General features: G+C 69.2%; 14 protein-coding genes. 10 read left to right on the forward strand and 4 right to left on the reverse strand.

Annotation, left to right across the window (positions count from 1 at the left end):
* A partial coding sequence (locus tag IG08_RS62190; protein WP_420823330.1) for an electron transfer flavoprotein subunit beta/FixA family protein occupies positions 1-579 on the reverse strand: 579 nt, incomplete at its 3' end.
* A 483-nt stretch (positions 580-1,062) separates the two neighbouring features.
* Here IG08_RS62190 and IG08_RS0151835 point away from each other — a divergent pair.
* The 5 genes from IG08_RS0151835 (at position 1,063) to IG08_RS61025 (ending at position 6,932) form a co-directional block, all read left to right on the forward strand.
* Positions 1,063-2,085, forward strand: a complete 1,023-nt coding sequence (locus tag IG08_RS0151835) for a helix-turn-helix domain-containing protein (RefSeq protein WP_030621551.1) — start codon at positions 1,063-1,065, stop codon at positions 2,083-2,085.
* Positions 2,086-2,229: 144 nt separating this feature from the next.
* Positions 2,230-3,393, forward strand: coding sequence for an NAD(P)/FAD-dependent oxidoreductase (locus IG08_RS0151840; protein WP_030621552.1), 1,164 nt, complete (start codon positions 2,230-2,232; stop codon positions 3,391-3,393).
* Between the two features lie 13 nt (positions 3,394-3,406).
* Positions 3,407-5,053, forward strand: a complete 1,647-nt coding sequence (locus IG08_RS0151845; protein ID WP_030621554.1) for a choline dehydrogenase — start codon at positions 3,407-3,409, stop codon at positions 5,051-5,053.
* An 86-nt stretch (positions 5,054-5,139) separates the two neighbouring features.
* Positions 5,140-6,537 (forward strand): NAD-binding protein, encoded by a 1,398-nt coding sequence (locus IG08_RS0151850; RefSeq protein WP_052425322.1) that lies wholly within the window; start codon positions 5,140-5,142, stop codon positions 6,535-6,537.
* Positions 6,538-6,797: 260 nt separating this feature from the next.
* Positions 6,798-6,932, forward strand: coding sequence for a LuxR C-terminal-related transcriptional regulator (locus IG08_RS61025; protein ID WP_199821141.1), 135 nt, complete (start codon positions 6,798-6,800; stop codon positions 6,930-6,932).
* Between the two features lie 68 nt (positions 6,933-7,000).
* On the opposite strand, the gene IG08_RS0151860 is transcribed toward IG08_RS61025, so the two are convergent.
* The 3 genes from IG08_RS0151860 to IG08_RS0151870 form a co-directional block, all read right to left on the reverse strand.
* Positions 7,001-8,029, reverse strand: a complete 1,029-nt coding sequence (locus IG08_RS0151860; RefSeq protein ID WP_030621562.1) for a trans-3-hydroxy-L-proline dehydratase — start codon at positions 8,027-8,029, stop codon at positions 7,001-7,003.
* Positions 8,026-9,078, reverse strand: a complete 1,053-nt coding sequence (locus IG08_RS0151865) for an Ldh family oxidoreductase (protein WP_199821142.1) — start codon at positions 9,076-9,078, stop codon at positions 8,026-8,028. Before IG08_RS0151865 ends, IG08_RS0151860 begins: the two co-directional genes overlap by 4 nt.
* Before the next feature lie 212 nt (positions 9,079-9,290).
* The gene (locus tag IG08_RS0151870; RefSeq protein WP_030621566.1) at positions 9,291-10,982 is read right to left on the reverse strand and encodes a GntR family transcriptional regulator; all 1,692 of its coding nucleotides are present in this window, start codon (positions 10,980-10,982) and stop codon (positions 9,291-9,293) included.
* Between the two features lie 220 nt (positions 10,983-11,202).
* Here IG08_RS0151870 and IG08_RS0151875 point away from each other — a divergent pair, with 220 nt between their 5' ends.
* From IG08_RS0151875 to IG08_RS0151900, 5 genes are all read left to right on the forward strand, one after another.
* A complete protein-coding gene (locus IG08_RS0151875; protein ID WP_030621568.1) occupies positions 11,203-13,251 on the forward strand; it encodes an oxidoreductase in 2,049 nt (682 codons plus the stop codon).
* A gap of 175 nt (positions 13,252-13,426) precedes the next feature.
* Complete coding sequence (locus tag IG08_RS61030; protein ID WP_199821143.1) at positions 13,427-13,570, forward strand: hypothetical protein; 144 nt, start codon at positions 13,427-13,429, stop codon at positions 13,568-13,570.
* 70 nt (positions 13,571-13,640) lie between these two features.
* The gene (locus IG08_RS0151890) at positions 13,641-14,729 is read left to right on the forward strand and encodes an S-(hydroxymethyl)mycothiol dehydrogenase (RefSeq protein WP_030621571.1); all 1,089 of its coding nucleotides are present in this window, start codon (positions 13,641-13,643) and stop codon (positions 14,727-14,729) included.
* Between the two features lie 8 nt (positions 14,730-14,737).
* The gene (locus IG08_RS0151895; RefSeq protein WP_030621573.1) at positions 14,738-15,373 is read left to right on the forward strand and encodes an MBL fold metallo-hydrolase; all 636 of its coding nucleotides are present in this window, start codon (positions 14,738-14,740) and stop codon (positions 15,371-15,373) included.
* A gap of 53 nt (positions 15,374-15,426) precedes the next feature.
* Positions 15,427-16,740, forward strand: a 1,314-nt coding sequence (locus IG08_RS0151900; RefSeq protein WP_030621575.1) for a 4Fe-4S dicluster domain-containing protein, incomplete at its 3' end; no start/stop codon positions are given.

Genomic DNA, 16,740 nt, shown 5'->3' on the forward strand with positions numbered 1-16,740 from the left:
CACGATGCCGGCGGTGCCGTCGGTGGACGCCATGCCGGAGATCACCAGGTCGTAGCCGGCCTTCTCGATCGCCTTCGCCAGCACCAGCGAGGTACCGATCGCGTCCGTGCCGTGCAGGTCGTCGTCCTCGACGTGGATCGCCTTGTCCGCGCCCATGGACAGCGCCTTGCGCAGCGCGTCCTTGGCGTCCTCCGGACCGACGGTGAGGACGGTCACCTCGACGTCGTCGTCGGAGTTCTCCGAGATCTGCAGCGCCTGCTCGACCGCGTACTCGTCCAGCTCGGAGAGCAGACCGTCCACGTCGTCCCGGTCGACGGTCAGGTCATCGGCGAAGTGCCGGTCGCCAGTGGCGGGTGTCATCGGGTTGCCGACTACGGGATGCGAGGTCGCGCAGAGGGACAGGACCAGGCGGCGCGCGTCGTACATCGCCGCGTGGATGTCGCGGCCGACCATCGCGTCACCGGTGCGGTACAGCCGAAAGACGTCGTCGTTGGGCAGCATGCGGTGCTCGACCACCACCTGGTCCGCGCGCTTGAGCCGGAACGGCCGGAGCAGAGGATCAGTGGGGACGGCGGTCATCGGGACACCCCTCTCGGTGTCGCGTGGGGAGGCGCTGAACCAGGCCCGGGAGGTCGCTGGTGGATTCCCCGTTCGGGGGTGTCCGCGGCGGGTTGGAGACCATCGTGAGGCAGTGCGTCCGGCCGGGACATCTACGGGCGATGGAGATCTGCGACCCTGATTTCCACAATTGTCGAAAGCCGCTCGAATGGCGAACAGCGGTATTCACCCTGAAACACAGGGGTTACCGGGCGTCCCGTCCCGAGCGAGCCGCACGGGGAGCGGTCCGGTCGGCGGACGCCCCGATCGCGCCCCACAGTCGTGATTCTGCCGACCGGCGCGGACGTCGGCGTACCGGGACAACCGTCGTCCGCGGGAACGTCGCGCGCTCGGAACCTCGACAGCAGTGTGAATTGTGCGGCTGTCCTTCATACACTTGTCGAATCAGCCAGGTCCCCGGTTTTGAAGCCGGCTCGTGGCCGACGAAAGAGAAGGGAAGCCGCGATGGAGCCGCTCGACATGCAGGCCGCGGTCGACGGTCTGGCGTCCGCGATCGACCTGTCGGTGCTCATCGAGGACCTGGATCAGCACCCCGTCTGGTGGAGCACCCGCGGCGCGGTCGACGGCACGCGGATGCGGACGATCCTGGACCGGCACGTGGAGCCTGCCGCGGCCGCCGTCGTGCAACAGCTCAGGCTCGCGCAGGCCACCAAGCCGGTGCATGTGCCCGCCATACCCGAGGCCGATATGTGGGCGCGCTGGTGCATGCCCGTGCGGTTCGAGCGCCGGGCGCTGGGCTACCTGTGGGTGCTCGACCCCGACGGCACCATCACCGAGGACGACCTGCCGGCGATCGTGGAGTGCGCGGACCTCGCCGCCGATGTGATGGCGAAGACCCGTCGGTCGGCCGATCAGCGGCATCAGCAGCGCGACGAGCTCATCCATCGCTTGCTGCACGCCCCGGACCAGGACGCCGCGCGGGAGCTCGTAAGCCTGGAGAACCTGCCGTCCGACGCGTGTGTGCAGGTCGAGGCACCGGCGTCGTCCGGGGGCTGGCCGCTGCCCGGCGCCATGAGCGCACACGTCGCGAGCAGTCGGGCGCGGGCCGCGACCAGCGGCGCACCCGTTCCCCTCGTCGAACTCGGCGAGGCGGCCCGCCGAGCGGCGGCCACCCGACAGGCCGCCGCGGCCGGCGCGCACCTGGACCCGGTGTCATGGGACGCCCTGGGAGCCTGGCGGTTCATCGTGGAGGCTCCCGACTCCCTGACCGTCGCGCAGGTGCACCCGGGTGCCGAGGCACTCGCCGCCCAGCCACGCGACGACCTGATGACGACGGCACGGGTCGTCCTCGACCACGGCGGTGAAGTCACCGCCGCGGCCGATGTGTTGCACGTGCACCGCACCACGCTGTACTACCGCCTCAACCGGATCACCGAACTGACCGGCATGGACCTGCGGTCCGGGTCCGGCCGGACCAGCCTGCAGCTCGCTCTGTGGCTGGCCTCCTATCGCGCCGTCGGTCAGTAGACGCCGCTCTCGGACAGCTCTCCGCCCGGCGTCAGGGGACGCCTTCGACACATGTCGAAGACCGGCGGCATCTCTCCTCGCCCACGTGGATGCGGCCGCTGACCAGCGCAACCTACGGTCGGCGCACTGGCTTAGGAGGCGGAGATGAGAACGGACATTGTCGTCATCGGTGGCGGTGCGATCGGCGCGGCTGTCGCTTACTACACCAAGCTCCTCGATCCGAGCGCCGAGATCGTCGTGGTCGAACGCGATCCCCGCTACGAGCTGGCGTCCACCCCCCGCGCCTCCGGCGGTGTGCGGCGCCTGTTCCACCTGCAGGAGAACATCGAACTGTCGCAGTACAGCATCGACTTCTTCGAGGACTTCCCAGGGACGATGGCCGTCGACGGGATCGACGCCGAGATCGGCTTCAAGAAGAACGGCTACCTCTTCATCGTGCCGCCCTCGGACCGGGCCGCGCTGCAGAGGAACTTCGAGATCCAGCTGGAACTGGGCTGCAACGTCGTATGGCTCGAGCCGGACGAGCTGAAGCAGAAGTTTCCGTCCATGTACGTCGACGATCTGGGCTGCGCGGTGCACTCCCCCGACGACGGCTGGCTCGACCCGCACAGCGTCCTGATGGGCTTCCGGAACAAGGCGAAGGCGCTCGGCGCGGAGTTCCTGGCGGACGAGGTGACCGGACTGATCCGCGAGGGCGACCACGTCACGACCGCCGTACTCAAGTCCGGCCGTCGGCTCTCGGCCGCCCAGTTCGTGAACGCGGCCGGCGCCTGGGCGAAGGACATCTGCGCGATGCTCGGCGTCAAGGTGCCCATCGAGCCCCTGCGGCGCTTCGAGCACTACTTCGAGGCGCAGGACCCGATCGAGCCGCTGCCCTACCTCAAGGACACCCAGCGCCTCGCATTCCGCCCCGAGGGCGGCGGCTACTCCGGCGGCGTGCCCACCCTCGACGAACCGCGCGGCTACAACTTCGACGTCGACCGTGCCTACTTCGAGAACGCCGTCTGGCCCGCGCTCGCCCACCGCTTCCCGCAGTTCGAGCGCACCCGCTGCACCAGCACGCTGCCGGGTCTGTACGACCAGAACGACTTCGACGGCAACGTCGTCATCGGCCCCGGCGCCGACGGCCTCGCCAACTTCCACATGCTCGCCGGCTTCTCCGGCCATGGCCTCATGCACGCCCCCGGATGCGGCCGCGCGATGGCCGAGCTGCTGGTCAAGGGCTCGTACCAGACCATCGACCTCACCCGTCTCGGCTGGCAGCGCCTCATCGACGGGACACCGCTGCGCGAACAGGGGATCATCTAGGGAGTCGGTGGCGATGAGCACGAAGTTCGACTACGTCGTCGTCGGCGCCGGTTCCTCCGGCTGCATCGTGGCCGCCCGCCTCACCGAGGACCCCTCCGTCAGGGTCCTGCTGGTGGAGGCCGGAGGCTCGGACCGCAGCGTGTTCATCACGATGCCGGGCGGCCTGCCCTTCGTGTACCAGAACAGGCGGATCGGCTGGGGCTACCGGTCCGGGCCGGAGCCGTACCTGCACGGCAAGCTGATCGACGAGAAGGCGGGCAGGATCATCGGCGGCTCGTCGTCGATCAACGCCATGATCTTCAATCGCGGCAACCCGATGGACTACGAGGGCTGGGCCGCGGACGGTCTCAAGGACTGGGACTACGCCCGCTGTCTGCCGTACTTCCGCAAGATGGAGACGTTCGAGGACGGACCGGACGAGTGGCGTGGCGGCGACGGCCCCCTGCGCATCAGCCGCGCCAGGGCCGCCCACCAGCTGTACGACGCCTTTCTGCGCGGCGGCGAGCAGGCCGGGTTCGAGGTCACCCCGGACCACAACGGCTACCGACAGGAGGGGCTGCACATCGCGCAGTCCTTCATCCACGACGGCGTCCGATGGAGCGCATCGCGCGCTTACCTGCGCCCCGCGATACACCGACCGAACCTCACGGTGCTGCCGAAAGCCCTGGTGACGCGCATCCTCGTCGAGCACGGCAGCGCCGTCGGAATCGAGCTCGCCGGCCCGGACGGCCCGCGCCGGGTCACCTGCGAACGCGAGGTGATCCTGTGCGCGGGCGCGGTCAACACGCCCAAGCTGCTCCTTCTCTCCGGCCTCGGTCCGGCCGACGACCTGCGCGAGGTCGGCGTGGACGTGGTCGCGGACATCCCCGGCGTGGGCCGCAACCTGCAGAACCACCCCGGCGTGGACATCCAGTTCGGCACCCGTTACGAGGACTCCCTCACCGCACAGCTCACCCTGCTCGGCCGGGCCCGGCTGGGCGCCGAGTGGCTGCTGCTGCGCAAGGGCCTGGGCACCACCAACTTCTTCGAGACCGGCGCCTTCCTGCCCACTCGCGACGACGTGGGCTTTCCCAACATGCAGTACGAATTCCTGCCGCTCACCCGGCAGTTGAAAAACGGCAAGCTGGTCCCGGTGCCCGGCTTCCAGTTCTGGATGGACCTCTCGCGCCCCGACAGCCGCGGCTACGTCAAACTCCGCTCGAAGGACCCGGCGCACGCTCCGCTGACCGTATTCCGCCACTACGAGTCACGTCAGGACCTCAAGGACATGATCGACGGTATCCGGCTGGTCCGGGAACGGCTGGTCCGCCAGCCGGCCTGGCGGAAGTTCCGCCCCCAGGAACTCAGCCCCGGCCCGGACACGAAGACCGACAGCGACCTCGAGGCGTTCGTCCGCAAGGCCACCGGCACGTCCTACCACCCGTCCGGCACCTGCCGGATGGGCGTCGACCCGGACGCCGTCGTCGACGGCGAGGGCAGGGTCAACGCGGTGCCGGGCCTGCGCATCGCCGACGCGTCGATCATGCCCAGGATCGTCACCGGCAACCTGAACGCGCCGGTGATGATGATGGCCGAGAAGATCGCGGACCGGATCCGCGGCAGAAAGCCGCTCCCCCCGTCTAACGCGGTCTACTACCGAACGGGCCCGGCGACGGGGTGACGGGCGAGGGCTCATCGTCCCGCCCGACCGCAGCGTCCCGCCGCCCTTCCCCGGCCCGCCCACAGCCCGCAGGAATCCGTGCAATCGTGACCACCCCTGGCCCCACATCACCCCACACCGGCAGTTTCGTCGTCATCGGCGAGACCAATCTCGCGCGACGCGTCTGCGCTTCGCTCACAGCACGTCAGCACTCGGTCAGCCATCTGTTCGAGCCCCGCGACGACCAGTTGCGCACCGCCCTGCGCGACCAGCCCCACGGCGTGGCCGTCCTCCTGCACAACGATGTGGCCGCCCTGCGCTGCGCCTTGGCCGTCGCGCACATCTCGCCCAAGGTCCCCATCGTCGCCACGGTCTTCGACCGCACCGTGGCGGACGAACTCACCCGCCTGCTGCCGCAGTGCAACGTGACATCTCCGGCAGACCTCGCCGCGCCCACCCTGGCCGGGCCCTGCGCCGATCCGTCGGTCCTGGCCCTGCACCGCCGCGGGCACCGGACAGAAGCCGTCCGGATACGGCACGAGCAACCCTGCGCGGAGGACTGGCACCCACGTCGGCAGCGAAGGCGGCGCCTCCACCTGGGGAACATGGCCGGCCAACTGCGCCCGCACGACGGGGGAACCCGGCTCCTGGTCATCGGTCTGCTCGGCCTCCTCGCCGTTCTGCTCGGCGACTGGACCTGGCTCGTCGGCCACGGCCATCACCCGGCCGAGGCCTTCTTCCACGCAGCGCGCGTCGTCGCCGCCGTGGGACCTGCGACGGCCCCGGCCGAGGCCCACGGCTACCAGGTCATGGCCGGTGCGGCCATGCTGGCCACACTCGTCTTCAGCGCCCTGTTCACGGCCGGCGTCATCGAGCACATGCTCGGCCCGAAGCTCATCGGTCTCATCGGCCCCCGCACGCTGCCACGCTCCGGCCATGTGATCGTCGTCGGCATGGGGCAGGTGGGCATCCGGCTCTGTGTCGAACTGCGGCGCCTCGGCATTCCGGTCGTGGGTGTGGAACGCGATCCCCACGCCGAGGCCGCCCGGCTCGCCCGTGCTCTCGGCATCCCCGTCCTGGCAGGCCACGGCGAGGACCGAGCCGTACTGGAGAAGCTGCGCCTCGGCCAGGCCCGGGCCCTGGCCGCAGTGGGTTCCGACGACCTCGACAACATCGCCGTCGCGATCGCCGCACACGGCGTGGCTCCCACCACACCGCTCGTCATCAGGGCGGGCGAACACGAAGCCATCGCGGAGACCCGGTCCCTGCTGCCCATGGGCACCATCAGGGATGTCACCAGTCTGGCCGCCGCCTACGTCCTCGCCCACCTTCTGCGGGAGCCGGCGGTGGCCGTTGTCGCACACAGGCAGGACGTCTATCTGCAAACGCCGGACGAGAACTTCATCCCATGGCCCCTAACGGCGCACGGACACTGCCGTCATCGCACTTCGGACCCCTCGCCCCCTGGGCCGGTCTGGCGGTCCTCGTCGGCTGGGTGGCCCTGACCAGGGCGGCCTATCGGTTGGCCAAGACCGAAAACCCGCCCCGACCTGCCCCTCGTCGTACTGCTCGGCATGATCGCCGCGACGGTCCTGCCGCTACGGTGGCGCCGCCAGGCACCCGTGGCCGTGCCCACCACCCCGTACAACCTGGCGCTGGAGGATCGGGCAGCCCGTACGGAGGTCGAGCGGGAACAACGCGAGCACCTCACCGCGGCCGCCGTACGCTACCGCGTCGCCCGCGAGATGCACGACATCACGAGGTCGTGCTCGCCGTCGCCAACGGCTGGACCAACACCAAGATCGCCGAACGCCTCATCCTGGCCAAGTCCACGATGAAGACACACCTCAGCCGCGTCCTCGCCGAGCCCGGTGCGGGACCGGTCCGGCCCCGCGCCTGAGCCGCGGTCTGCGGTCTGCGGTCTGCGGTCTGCGGTCTGCGGCAGGACCGTGGAACCGCAGTCCCGGCTCATCCGAGTCGAGGCCAGGTGTCCGACAGGCGGTAGCCGCCGGGAAAGGGGTCGGACGGGTCGAGCATCTGCTGCTGGATGGCGTGCACCCACGCCCGTCCGGACACGACGGGCCTGATGGCCGGTCGGCCCGCGAACGTCAGCTCCTCTTCCACCAGGCAGTCGAACTTCGTACCTATGATGGATGTGCCTCGGTAGAGTTCTCCGGCCGCGAGCTCACCTCGAGCGTGAAGAACGGCCATCCGGGCCGAACATCCCGTCCCGCTCGGCGACCGATCGAGTTTGCCCGGACGCAACGCGACGGTGCCCGTGCCTTCCAGCACGCCGTTCACCCGACTCACCGGCCTGGTCACCTGGCAGAACGAGATGTGGTCCCAGCCGTTCTCGGGATGCGAGAAGCCCAGCTGCTGATCGGCGGCGCTCGCGATCTTCATTCCGACTTCGGCGATGTCCCGGGCCTCGTCGGGGCTCACGGCCAGACCGAGAGAGGGGCCGTCGACCAGGACGTAACTGTCGCCGCCCCACGCCACGTCGACGGTGACGGTTCCGATCCCCTCGACCTCGATCACGGCGTCCAGCCGGTCGGCGTACGACGGCAGATTCCTGAACGTGATGCGCTCGGCTTTGCCGTCCCGGCACTCGGCGACGACGTCGATCAGTCCCCCCGGTGCTTCAAGCACCAACTCGGTTGTGGGCTCGGTCATCGGCAGGATGCCGGTGTCGAGGAGGACCGTGGCCACACACATGGTGTTCGTGCCCGACATCAACGGATTGTCCTCGGGCTCCATGATGACGAAGCCCATGTCGGCGGCCGGGTTCTTCGGGGGGACCAGCAGATTGACGTGCTTGAAGACACCGCCACGTGGTTCGTTCAGGACGAGGTTGCGCAAGGTCTCGTCCTTCTGCAGAAACTGTGACTGCTCCTGGAGAGTGTCGCCCGGCGGCGGGGCCACACCCGCGACGATCACTTCCCCGATCTCACCCTCGGCGTGGCAGCTGACAACATGCAGTACGCGCTTGGTCTTCATGCAGGACCCAACTCCTTGTGCGTGTGCGGGTGCGGGTCTGGCGCCTGCGCCTGCGACGCCCGCAGGGCAGCCGCATGGAGACGCTCGATGTCCGCCCACTGCTGTTCGTCCATGCGGATACGTGCACCGGACTCGTTTCGGGCCCGTGCCCTTCGCTCACCGGGGATCCTGAACTGCCCGGCATCGGCCAACGCGGCCGCGAGGACATCGACACGCCCCGGCAGCTCCGGAAGCGCTTCGGCTCCTGCTCCGGGGTCGATGACGACGACGGTTTCGCCGGTCCGGGCGGTGCTCGCCCCGGCAGGGCGACCGTGCGGCACGTCGTAGGAGAAGTCGGCGCCCACCAGACCGGCGCACATGATCTCCACCATGAGCGCGACAGAGGCGCCTTTGTGCCCGCCGAAGGTCGACAGCGCACCGCCGTCGAGGATGGCGCCCGGGTCTCCGGTCGGTCGTCCCTGGGCGTCGATGCCCGTACCGGACGGGAGCCGACGTCCCTGACGGGCGGCAACCTGTAGGTCGCCGTGCGCGATTGTCGCGGACGCCTGGTCGAAGACCAGCGGAGGACCTGAGCTGCGCGGAGCGGCGAAAGCCAGCGGATTGGTGCCGTAGACGGCCCGAGTGGCGCCGGGCGGGGCCACGAACACGTCACTGTTGACGACGGCGAGGGCCAGGAAGCCCTCGTCCGCGAATCCCTCGACGTCGAGGTACAGCGCGCCGAGATGATGAGAGTTACGGATCGCGACGATCGCGATCCCGTTCTCGGTGGCCTTCTCGACCAGGAGGGGTCGCGCCTGCGCGAGTGCCACCTGGGCAAAGCCGTTGTCCGCGTCCACCCGCACAAAGCCCGGAGCCGCGTCCGCGACACGCGGGGCGGGGTCTCCGTTCACGTAGCCGCTCTCGATGGTCGACAGGTAGTCCTTGAGCCTGAACACGCCGTGGCTGATGCTTCCGTCCCGCTGCGCCGTCAGACAGTTCTCGGCAAGGATGCGTGCGCAGGCGGATGAGTACCCGTGCGCCGTGAGCACCGCCTCGACCTTGCGAACCACGGCAGCGAACTGCATTTCGATCAACCGCTACGCCTCATCTCCGAAGTGGATCTGCCGCAAGACACTCGGCGGGAGCCAGGCTCGCGAGGGTGACGTCATTCCACCGAACGCTAGATCGCCCCGAGCCGGGGTGGCATGCACGCTGCGTAGGATGTTCTTCGCTCTTCTTCTACTTTTGTCGGAGCAGCCGTCGGTCGCCGGGCCCGAACCGTCTACAGACCCGATTCCCCGAGGCCCCCGGTGATCGTTCGCCACAATTGGTGGTCGAATTCTTCCTGCGGGAGCTGAGCCGCCATGTAGCGCACCATGTACTCGATCTTCGCGCGCCAGTGCCGGACGGCTTCGTGTGCGGAGCGATTGCGCAGCGCCGCCAGGATCGCCGCATCCTGGCGTACGACCCTCTCGCCCGCGTCGGCGTAGTCGAGTCCGAGGATGGAGGCGAACATCCGCAGCTGCATGTTCAGTCTGCGGAAATGCAACGCGGTACGCGGCAGGCGGGCCGCGTCCGCGAACGCGTCCTGGAAAACCGTGTCCGCTTCGACCATGACCTGCATGTCGCCGTGCCGCACGGCCGCTCTCGCCTCCTCCAGCGCGGCGCTCACCGGCCGCAGCGCGGACGGGTCCAAGGTCGCGAGGCGGCGCAGGAGCACACCGCCCAGGGCCGCGCGGGAGGCATACGTCTCGAGCACGTCCGTGGAGTGGATCACGGGGATCATCGCGCCCTTGTTCGGCAGGAGCTCCAGCAGGCCGTCGTCGGCGAGCATCCGCAGCGCGTCGCGGACCGGGCCGCGGCTGACACCGAGGCGGGCCGCCAGAGGCGCCTCCATGATTCTCTCGCCCGCCGCGAACCGGCCGCGGGCGATCTCCTCCTTCAGCGCGTAGACGACCTGATCGGCCAATCGCGGGGAGGGGGTCGGTTCCGGGGCGGGAATCCGAGCGGCGGAGGCGGGCTCCACATGGACGACTGAGTCAATTCTCGTGCCATCCCATGGCACCTCCCTGGAACTCAGGTCCTGCCGTATCCAGGCAAACTCCCGCTTTCCCGTCTCGCGCCACCCGTGGATACGGTCCGCCACCTCGGCCACACCGATCACGCCCCGGACATGCGCCTGCCAGGCGGAGCGCGTGGCGAGGTAATCCACCTGGAAGCGGTGCTGTCGGCGCCACCCGGAGAGCAGTGCAGGACTCAGAGCTCCCCTCTCCCATTCCGTCGCGTCGACCACGACCTGGATGTTCACCGACGCGGGCACGGTGCGGTCCAGGCGGGCCAGGAACCCGCGCAGGGCGACGGAGGCGGCGGACAGACCGGCGGCACCAGGCACGGCGACGGAAGGAGTGCGGCAGTACTCGGCCGCGGCGAGCACGGTGGGCACCCCGGTCCGGGAGACCCGGGCGGGTGCGTCGACGGGCCGCCGCAGGGCCAGCGCCCGGAGGGCAGGCCCAAAGTACACGCCGACCAGTTCGTTCACCGGCGCCTCCGCGGGTGGCGAGCCCGGCCAGCGTGTGCGCCAGATCCTGCTGACCGTGGCCTGGCTCAGGCCCGTGGCCTCGGCCACCGACCGGGTCGACCAGGATGCACGGTCCTTGGGCGGCCGCCGCAACATCGTGCGCAGGATCTCGTCGGCAGCCGAGTCGGGAACCGTCCTGGGCCTTCCTGTCCGGGGTCTGTCGTGCAGCGCGTCCAGCCGGTCGGCGAGGAACCTGGAGCGCCACAGGACCACCGTGTCCCGAGACACGCCCAGTTCCTCGGCGACACCGCTGATACCCGGCGTGGCCTCGCATGCCAGCACGATGCGCGCTCGAAGCGCCAGTGCCTGCTTCGTGTTGCGGCTCCCGGCCCACCGCTTGAGCGTCGTCCGCTCGGCGTCGGTGAGGGAGAGGCGGACGCGTGGGCGGCCTGTCATACCGGGATAGTAGGTGAACTTCTGACTCGACAGAAGGAGTATTTCCCAGTTCGCCTCCCCTTCTTGTCAACAACCGGCAGGGGCTCACATACTCCTCGCAATCCCCTCCCAAGGCGCCCGTGGCAGCGCCCACCACCCGGGAGGAGCGGCACGAGGGCCCGCCGACGCAGGCGCGGCCGGCCGCACGGGGAAGATCCGTTCTCACCGAGAGGGTGTGCAGATGACAGCCGCGAACGTCGATCCGCTCCTCGAGCCCTTCCAGCTCGGGCGCCTGCGGTTGCGCAACCGCATCATCAGCACCAGCCATGAGCCTGCGTACGCCGAGGACGGTCTGCCGAAGCTCCGTTACCAGCTCTACCACGAGGAAAAGGCCAAGGGCGGCCTCGCACTCACCATGATCGGTGGCTCGGCGAACGTGGCGATCGACTCCCCGTCCACGTTCGGCCAGCTCTATCTGGGCGACGACAAGATCATTCCGTACCTCCGGCAGACCGCGGACCGTGTGCACGCCCACGGCGCGGCGATCATGTGCCAGATCACGCACATGGGGCGGCGCACCGAGTGGGACACCGCCGACTGGCTGCCCACGATCTCCGCCTCGCCGCTGCGTGAGCCGGCGCACCGCAGCTATCCCAAACAGATGGAGGAGTTCGACATCCGCCGGGCCGTGCGCGCGTACGGTGAGGCCGCGCGTCGGTGCAAGGAGGGCGGCCTCGACGGCGTCGAGGTCAGCGCGCACGGCGGCCACCTCATCGACCAGTTCTTGTCCCCGCGGATGAACCACCGCACCGACCAGTACGGCGGCGGCCTCGACAACCGGATCCGCTTCGCGCTGGAGGTCCTGACCGAGGTCCGTGCCCAGGTCGGCGAGGACTTCGTCGTCGGCATCCGCATGAGCGGCTCCGAACTGACCGAAGGAGGCATCACTCCGGAGGACTCGATCGCCATCGGGCAGCGGATGGCCGCGTCGGGGCTCGTCGACTTCATCTCCCTGACGGTGGGCTCCGCGACGACCGACTCCGAACTCGCCCAACAGGTAGCCCCGTTGGGATCGCCCCTCGGTACCTATCTGCCGATCGTCAAGGCGTTCAAGGAGAAGGTCGACCTCCCGCTGATCCACGCGGGCCGGATCGCCGACCTGTCCACCGCGCGGCACGCGCTGCGCGAGGCAGGGGTGGACCTCGTCGGCATGGTGCGCGCGCACATCGCCGATCCGCACATCGTGAAGAAACTGGAGGCGGGCGAGGAGGACCGGATCCGTCCCTGCGTCGGCGCGTCCTACTGCCTCAACCGGATCTACGTCGGCCTCGACGCGCTGTGCATCCACAACCCGGCCACCGGCCGCGAGCAGCTGATCCCCCAGATCGCGCCCGCGGCACCGCGGCGCAGACACGTGGTGGTCGTCGGCGGCGGCCCGGCGGGACTGGAGGCGGCGCGGGCCTGCGCCGAACGCGGCCACAGAGTGACCCTGCTGGAGGCCGCGAGCCGCCTCGGCGGCCAGATACAGCTCGCCACGCGCGCCAACGAGCGGCAGAAGGAGCTGCTGAGCATCGTCAACTGGCTGGACTCCGAGGCACGACGGCTCGGCGCGACCGTACGGCTCAACACCTACGTCGAAGCCGACGACGTGCTCGCCCTCGACCCGGACGTCGTGGTGGTCGCCACCGGCGGCCTGCCCGCGACGCCGGACATCCCCGGCGCGCGCCACACGGTCACCACCTGGGACGTCCTGAGCGGGGACGTGGCCCCGGGACGCCGCGTCCTCGTCTTCGACGATCACGGCAGCGACCAGGCCCTGTCCACCGCGGAACGGCTGGCCGCGGCGGGATCCGAGGTCGAGATCGTCACCCCGGACCGGGAGGTGGGTCACGAGGTGGTCGGCACGCTGTACCCGGCGTACCTCGAGAACTTCTACCGGGCCGGCGTACGCCTCACCCCGGACCACCGGCTGCGCGAGATCCGTCGCGGCGACGGCGGCCTGGTGGCGGTCGTGCGCAACGAGTACACCGGCGCCCTGCAGGAACGGATCGTCGACCAGGTCGTCGTCGAGCAGGGCACGCTGCCGAACGACGACCTCTATCTGGAGCTCAAGGAGGCCTCGGCGAACCTGGGCGAACTCGACCTCGACGCCTTCGTCGCCGTCGCACCCCAGCAACTGGTCAGCAACCCGGACGGACGCTACCGGCTCTACCGGATCGGTGATGCCGTGGCCGGCCGCAACATCCACGCCGCGATGTACGACGCCCGCCGACTGGCCCTGTCCGTGTGAACGAATCTCCCCCCACCACCCCACACCGCTTGCGAGTCACTCCCCCCTCACCCCATCCCGAGGGCCAAGACGACGGCACACAGCCGCGTGGCCTCCTCCCTCAGCCGCATCGGCGCGGCGGTGGGCACCTGTCTCGTCCCCGTCACCCCTCAGCGGCTGGGGCATCGGCAGCACCATGCTGGCCGCCGCGGTCATCAGCCTGATCGGTGCGGTCGTCTCCGTCGCATGGGCACCGGAGACACGCAGCATGGCCCTGCACGAGTCCGCCGCGCTGAACTCCCGGTCTGCACAAGCCCACCCCGTGAGCAGCCACGTCTGATCCCGTCGATCCGTCCCTCAGCCCGTCATCTCTCCTCTCGTCATCTCTCATCGCCCAAGGAGCAGCACAGATGCCACAGCAGGTCCGCGCGGTCGTCGCACACGCCGCCAAGGAACCCGTCAAGGTCGAACAGATTCTGGTGCCGGACCCCGGCCCCGGGGAGGCCGTCGTACGCGTGCAGGCGTGCGGGGTGTGCCACACCGACCTGCACTACCGCGAGGGCGGCATCAACGACGAGTTCCCGTTCCTGCTCGGGCACGAGGCCGCGGGCGTCGTCGAGTCGATCGGGGAAGGCGTCGACGAGGTCGCTCCGGGCGACTTCGTCATCCTGAACTGGCGTGCCGTGTGCGGCAACTGCCGCGCCTGCCGCAAGGGCAAGTCCCAGTACTGCTTCAACACGCACAACGCGACCCAGAAGATGACACTGCTGTCCGGCCGGGAACTGACCCCGGCCCTGGGTATCGGCGCCTTCGCGGAGAAGACCCTCGTGGCCGCGGGACAGTGCACCAAGGTCGACCCCGCTGTGGCGCCGCAGGTGGCCGGGCTGCTCGGCTGCGGTGTCATGGCCGGAATCGGCGCCGCGATCAACACCGGTGGCGTGAGCCGGGGCGACTCGGTCGCGGTCATCGGCTGCGGTGGGGTCGGTGACGCGGCGATCGCCGGCGCCCGGCTCGCCGGCGCGGCGGCGATCATCGCCGTGGACCGCGACCCGCGAAAGCTGGACCTGGCCAAGGAGTTCGGCGCGACCCACGTCGTCGACGCCCGCCACAACGATCCGGTCGAGGCCATCCGCGCCGCCACCTCGGGCTTCGGCGCCGACGTCGTGATCGACGCCGTCGGACGACCCGAGACCTGGGAGCAGGCCTTCTACAGCCGTGACCTCGCCGGCACCGTCGTCCTGGTGGGCGTCCCCACTCCGGACATGACCGCCCCGGAGATTCCTCTGATCGACTACTTCGGCCGCGGCGGAGCCCTCAAGTCCTCCTGGTACGGCGACTGCCTGCCCTCGCGCGACTTCCCGATGCTGGTCGACCTGCATCTGCAAGGACGCCTGCCCCTGGACAAGTTCGTCACCGAGGAGACCGGGATCGAGGGCGTCGAGGAGGCCTTCGAGAAGATGCACCGCGGAGACGTCCTGCGTACGGTGGTCGTTCTGTGAGCGGGGAAATGATTCACGGCGTGCGCGTCGAGAAGGTCGTCACCTCCGGCACCTTCGAGCTCGACGGCGGCAGCTGGGAAGTCGACAACAACGTGTGGCTCGTCGGCAACGACGAGGAAGTCCTGGTGATCGACGCCCCGCACGACGAGGCGAAGATCGCCGAAGCGGTCGGCGGACGCCGGGTGGTCGCCATCGTGTGCACCCACGCCCACAACGACCACATCAACGCCGCACCGGCTCTGGCCGAGCGGACCGGCGCTCCCGTGCTGCTTCATCTGGACGACAACCTTCTGTGGCACAAGATCCACCCGGACCGGAAACCAGACGGATATCTGGCCCACGACCGCCGACTCACCGTGGCGGGAACGGAGTTGATGGCCCTGCACACTCCGGGCCACACACCGGGGGCGATCAGTCTGTACGCCCCCGACCTGGCCACCGTCTTCACCGGCGACACCCTTTTCCAAGGCGGGCCCGGAGCAACGGGCCGGTCCTTCTCGGACTTTCCCACGATCATCCGCTCGATCCGCGACCGGCTTCTGACCCTGCCCCCGGAGACCGTCGTACGGCCGGGGCACGGGGACTCCACCACGGTGCAGGCCGAATCCCCGGACCTGCAGAAGTGGATCGATCGCGGTTACTGAGCCCGAACGTCACCCACGCGCATCTCTCGGAGCGGGAAGGTCGAGAAGAGCACATGCAAGTCACTGCCATCACTGTGTCCTTGTTCCTGAGTGTCGTCGGGATCGCAGTGATCAGCCGGGCGGCTGCGCGGCTCCTCCGCATCATGCGGACGGGCCAGCCGGTGGTGCCCGGCACGCGCACGAACCACTGGCAGGCGCGCACGCGCACCCTCGTACGTGAGTTCGTCGGCCACACCCGGATGAACCGGTGGGGCATCGTCGGCTTCGCGCACTGGTTCGTGGCCGTCGGGTTCCTCACCCTGGGCCTGACGATCGTCACGGCCTACGGCCAGCTGTTCCAGGCGGACTGGACACTGCCGGTCGTCGGAGGGTGGCTGCCGTACGAGGTGTACACCGAGTTCATCGCCCTTTGCACCACGGTCGGCATTCTGATTCTGGTGACGGTGCGGCAGCTGAACAAGGCCGACAGGCCAGGTCGCAAGTCCCGCTTCGCCGGCTCGAACATGGGGCAGGCGTACTTCGTCGAGGCCGTCATCCTGGTGATCGGTCTGGCGATCCTGACGCTGCGCGGGCTCGAAGGAGCCCTCCACCACGTGGACGGCTACGAACCCGCGTACTTCGTCTCGTACCCGCTGGTTCTGGCCTTCAAGAGGCTGAGCGTCCCAGCGGTGCAGAACCTGGTGTACATGGCCGCCATGATCAAGCTTGGTGTGACGATGAGTTGGGCCATCACGGTCGGTCTCAACACCAATATGGGTGTGGCGTGGCACCGCTTCCTGGCGTTCCCGAACATCTGGTTCAAGCGCGAGTCCGACGGCGGTACGGCCCTCGGCGGCCTCCAGCCGATGACCTCCGGCGGCAAGCCGATCGACTTCACCGACCCGGGCGACGACGACGTCTTCGGCGTCTCGCAGGTCGAGCAGTTCTCCTGGAAGGGCCTGCTGGACTTCTCGACCTGCACCGAGTGCGGTCGCTGCCAGTCGCAGTGCCCGGCCTGGAACACGGGCAAGCCGCTGTCCCCGAAGCTGCTGATCATGTCGCTGCGGGACCACGCCCACGCCAAGGCGCCGTACCTGCTCGCCGGCGGCGGCAAGGACAGGGAGGGCAACGAGAAGGCGAGCGCCGAGGCCCTCAAGGACGTGCCCGCGGCGGCGCTGGCCGAGGCCGAGCGCCCGCTGATCGGCACCTTCGAGGACAACGGCGTCATCGACCCGGACGTCCTGTGGTCCTGCACCACCTGCGGCGCCTGCGTCGAGCAGTGCCCGGTGGACATCGAGCACGTCGACCACATCGTCGACATGCGCCGCTACCAGGTGATGATCGAGAGCGCGTTCCCGTCCGAGGCGGGCACGATGCTCAAGAACCTG

Origin of the sequence: Streptomyces fulvoviolaceus, assembly GCF_000718165.1 — a bacterium.
Taxonomy (GTDB): Bacteria; Actinomycetota; Actinomycetes; order Streptomycetales; family Streptomycetaceae; genus Streptomyces; species Streptomyces fulvoviolaceus.

Coding starts and splice junctions, on each gene's coding strand:
- IG08_RS0151835 (WP_030621551.1), top strand. CDS start 1,063: ATGGAGCCGCTCGACATGCAGGCCGCGGTCGACGGTCTGGCGTCCGCG.
- IG08_RS0151840 (WP_030621552.1), top strand. CDS start 2,230: ATGAGAACGGACATTGTCGTCATCGGTGGCGGTGCGATCGGCGCGGCT.
- IG08_RS0151845 (WP_030621554.1), top strand. CDS start 3,407: ATGAGCACGAAGTTCGACTACGTCGTCGTCGGCGCCGGTTCCTCCGGC.
- IG08_RS0151860 (WP_030621562.1), bottom strand. CDS start 8,029: ATGAAGACCAAGCGCGTACTGCATGTTGTCAGCTGCCACGCCGAGGGT.
- IG08_RS0151870 (WP_030621566.1), bottom strand. CDS start 10,982: ATGACAGGCCGCCCACGCGTCCGCCTCTCCCTCACCGACGCCGAGCGG.
- IG08_RS0151875 (WP_030621568.1), top strand. CDS start 11,203: ATGACAGCCGCGAACGTCGATCCGCTCCTCGAGCCCTTCCAGCTCGGG.
- IG08_RS61030 (WP_199821143.1), top strand. CDS start 13,427: ATGCTGGCCGCCGCGGTCATCAGCCTGATCGGTGCGGTCGTCTCCGTC.
- IG08_RS0151890 (WP_030621571.1), top strand. CDS start 13,641: ATGCCACAGCAGGTCCGCGCGGTCGTCGCACACGCCGCCAAGGAACCC.
- IG08_RS0151895 (WP_030621573.1), top strand. CDS start 14,738: ATGATTCACGGCGTGCGCGTCGAGAAGGTCGTCACCTCCGGCACCTTC.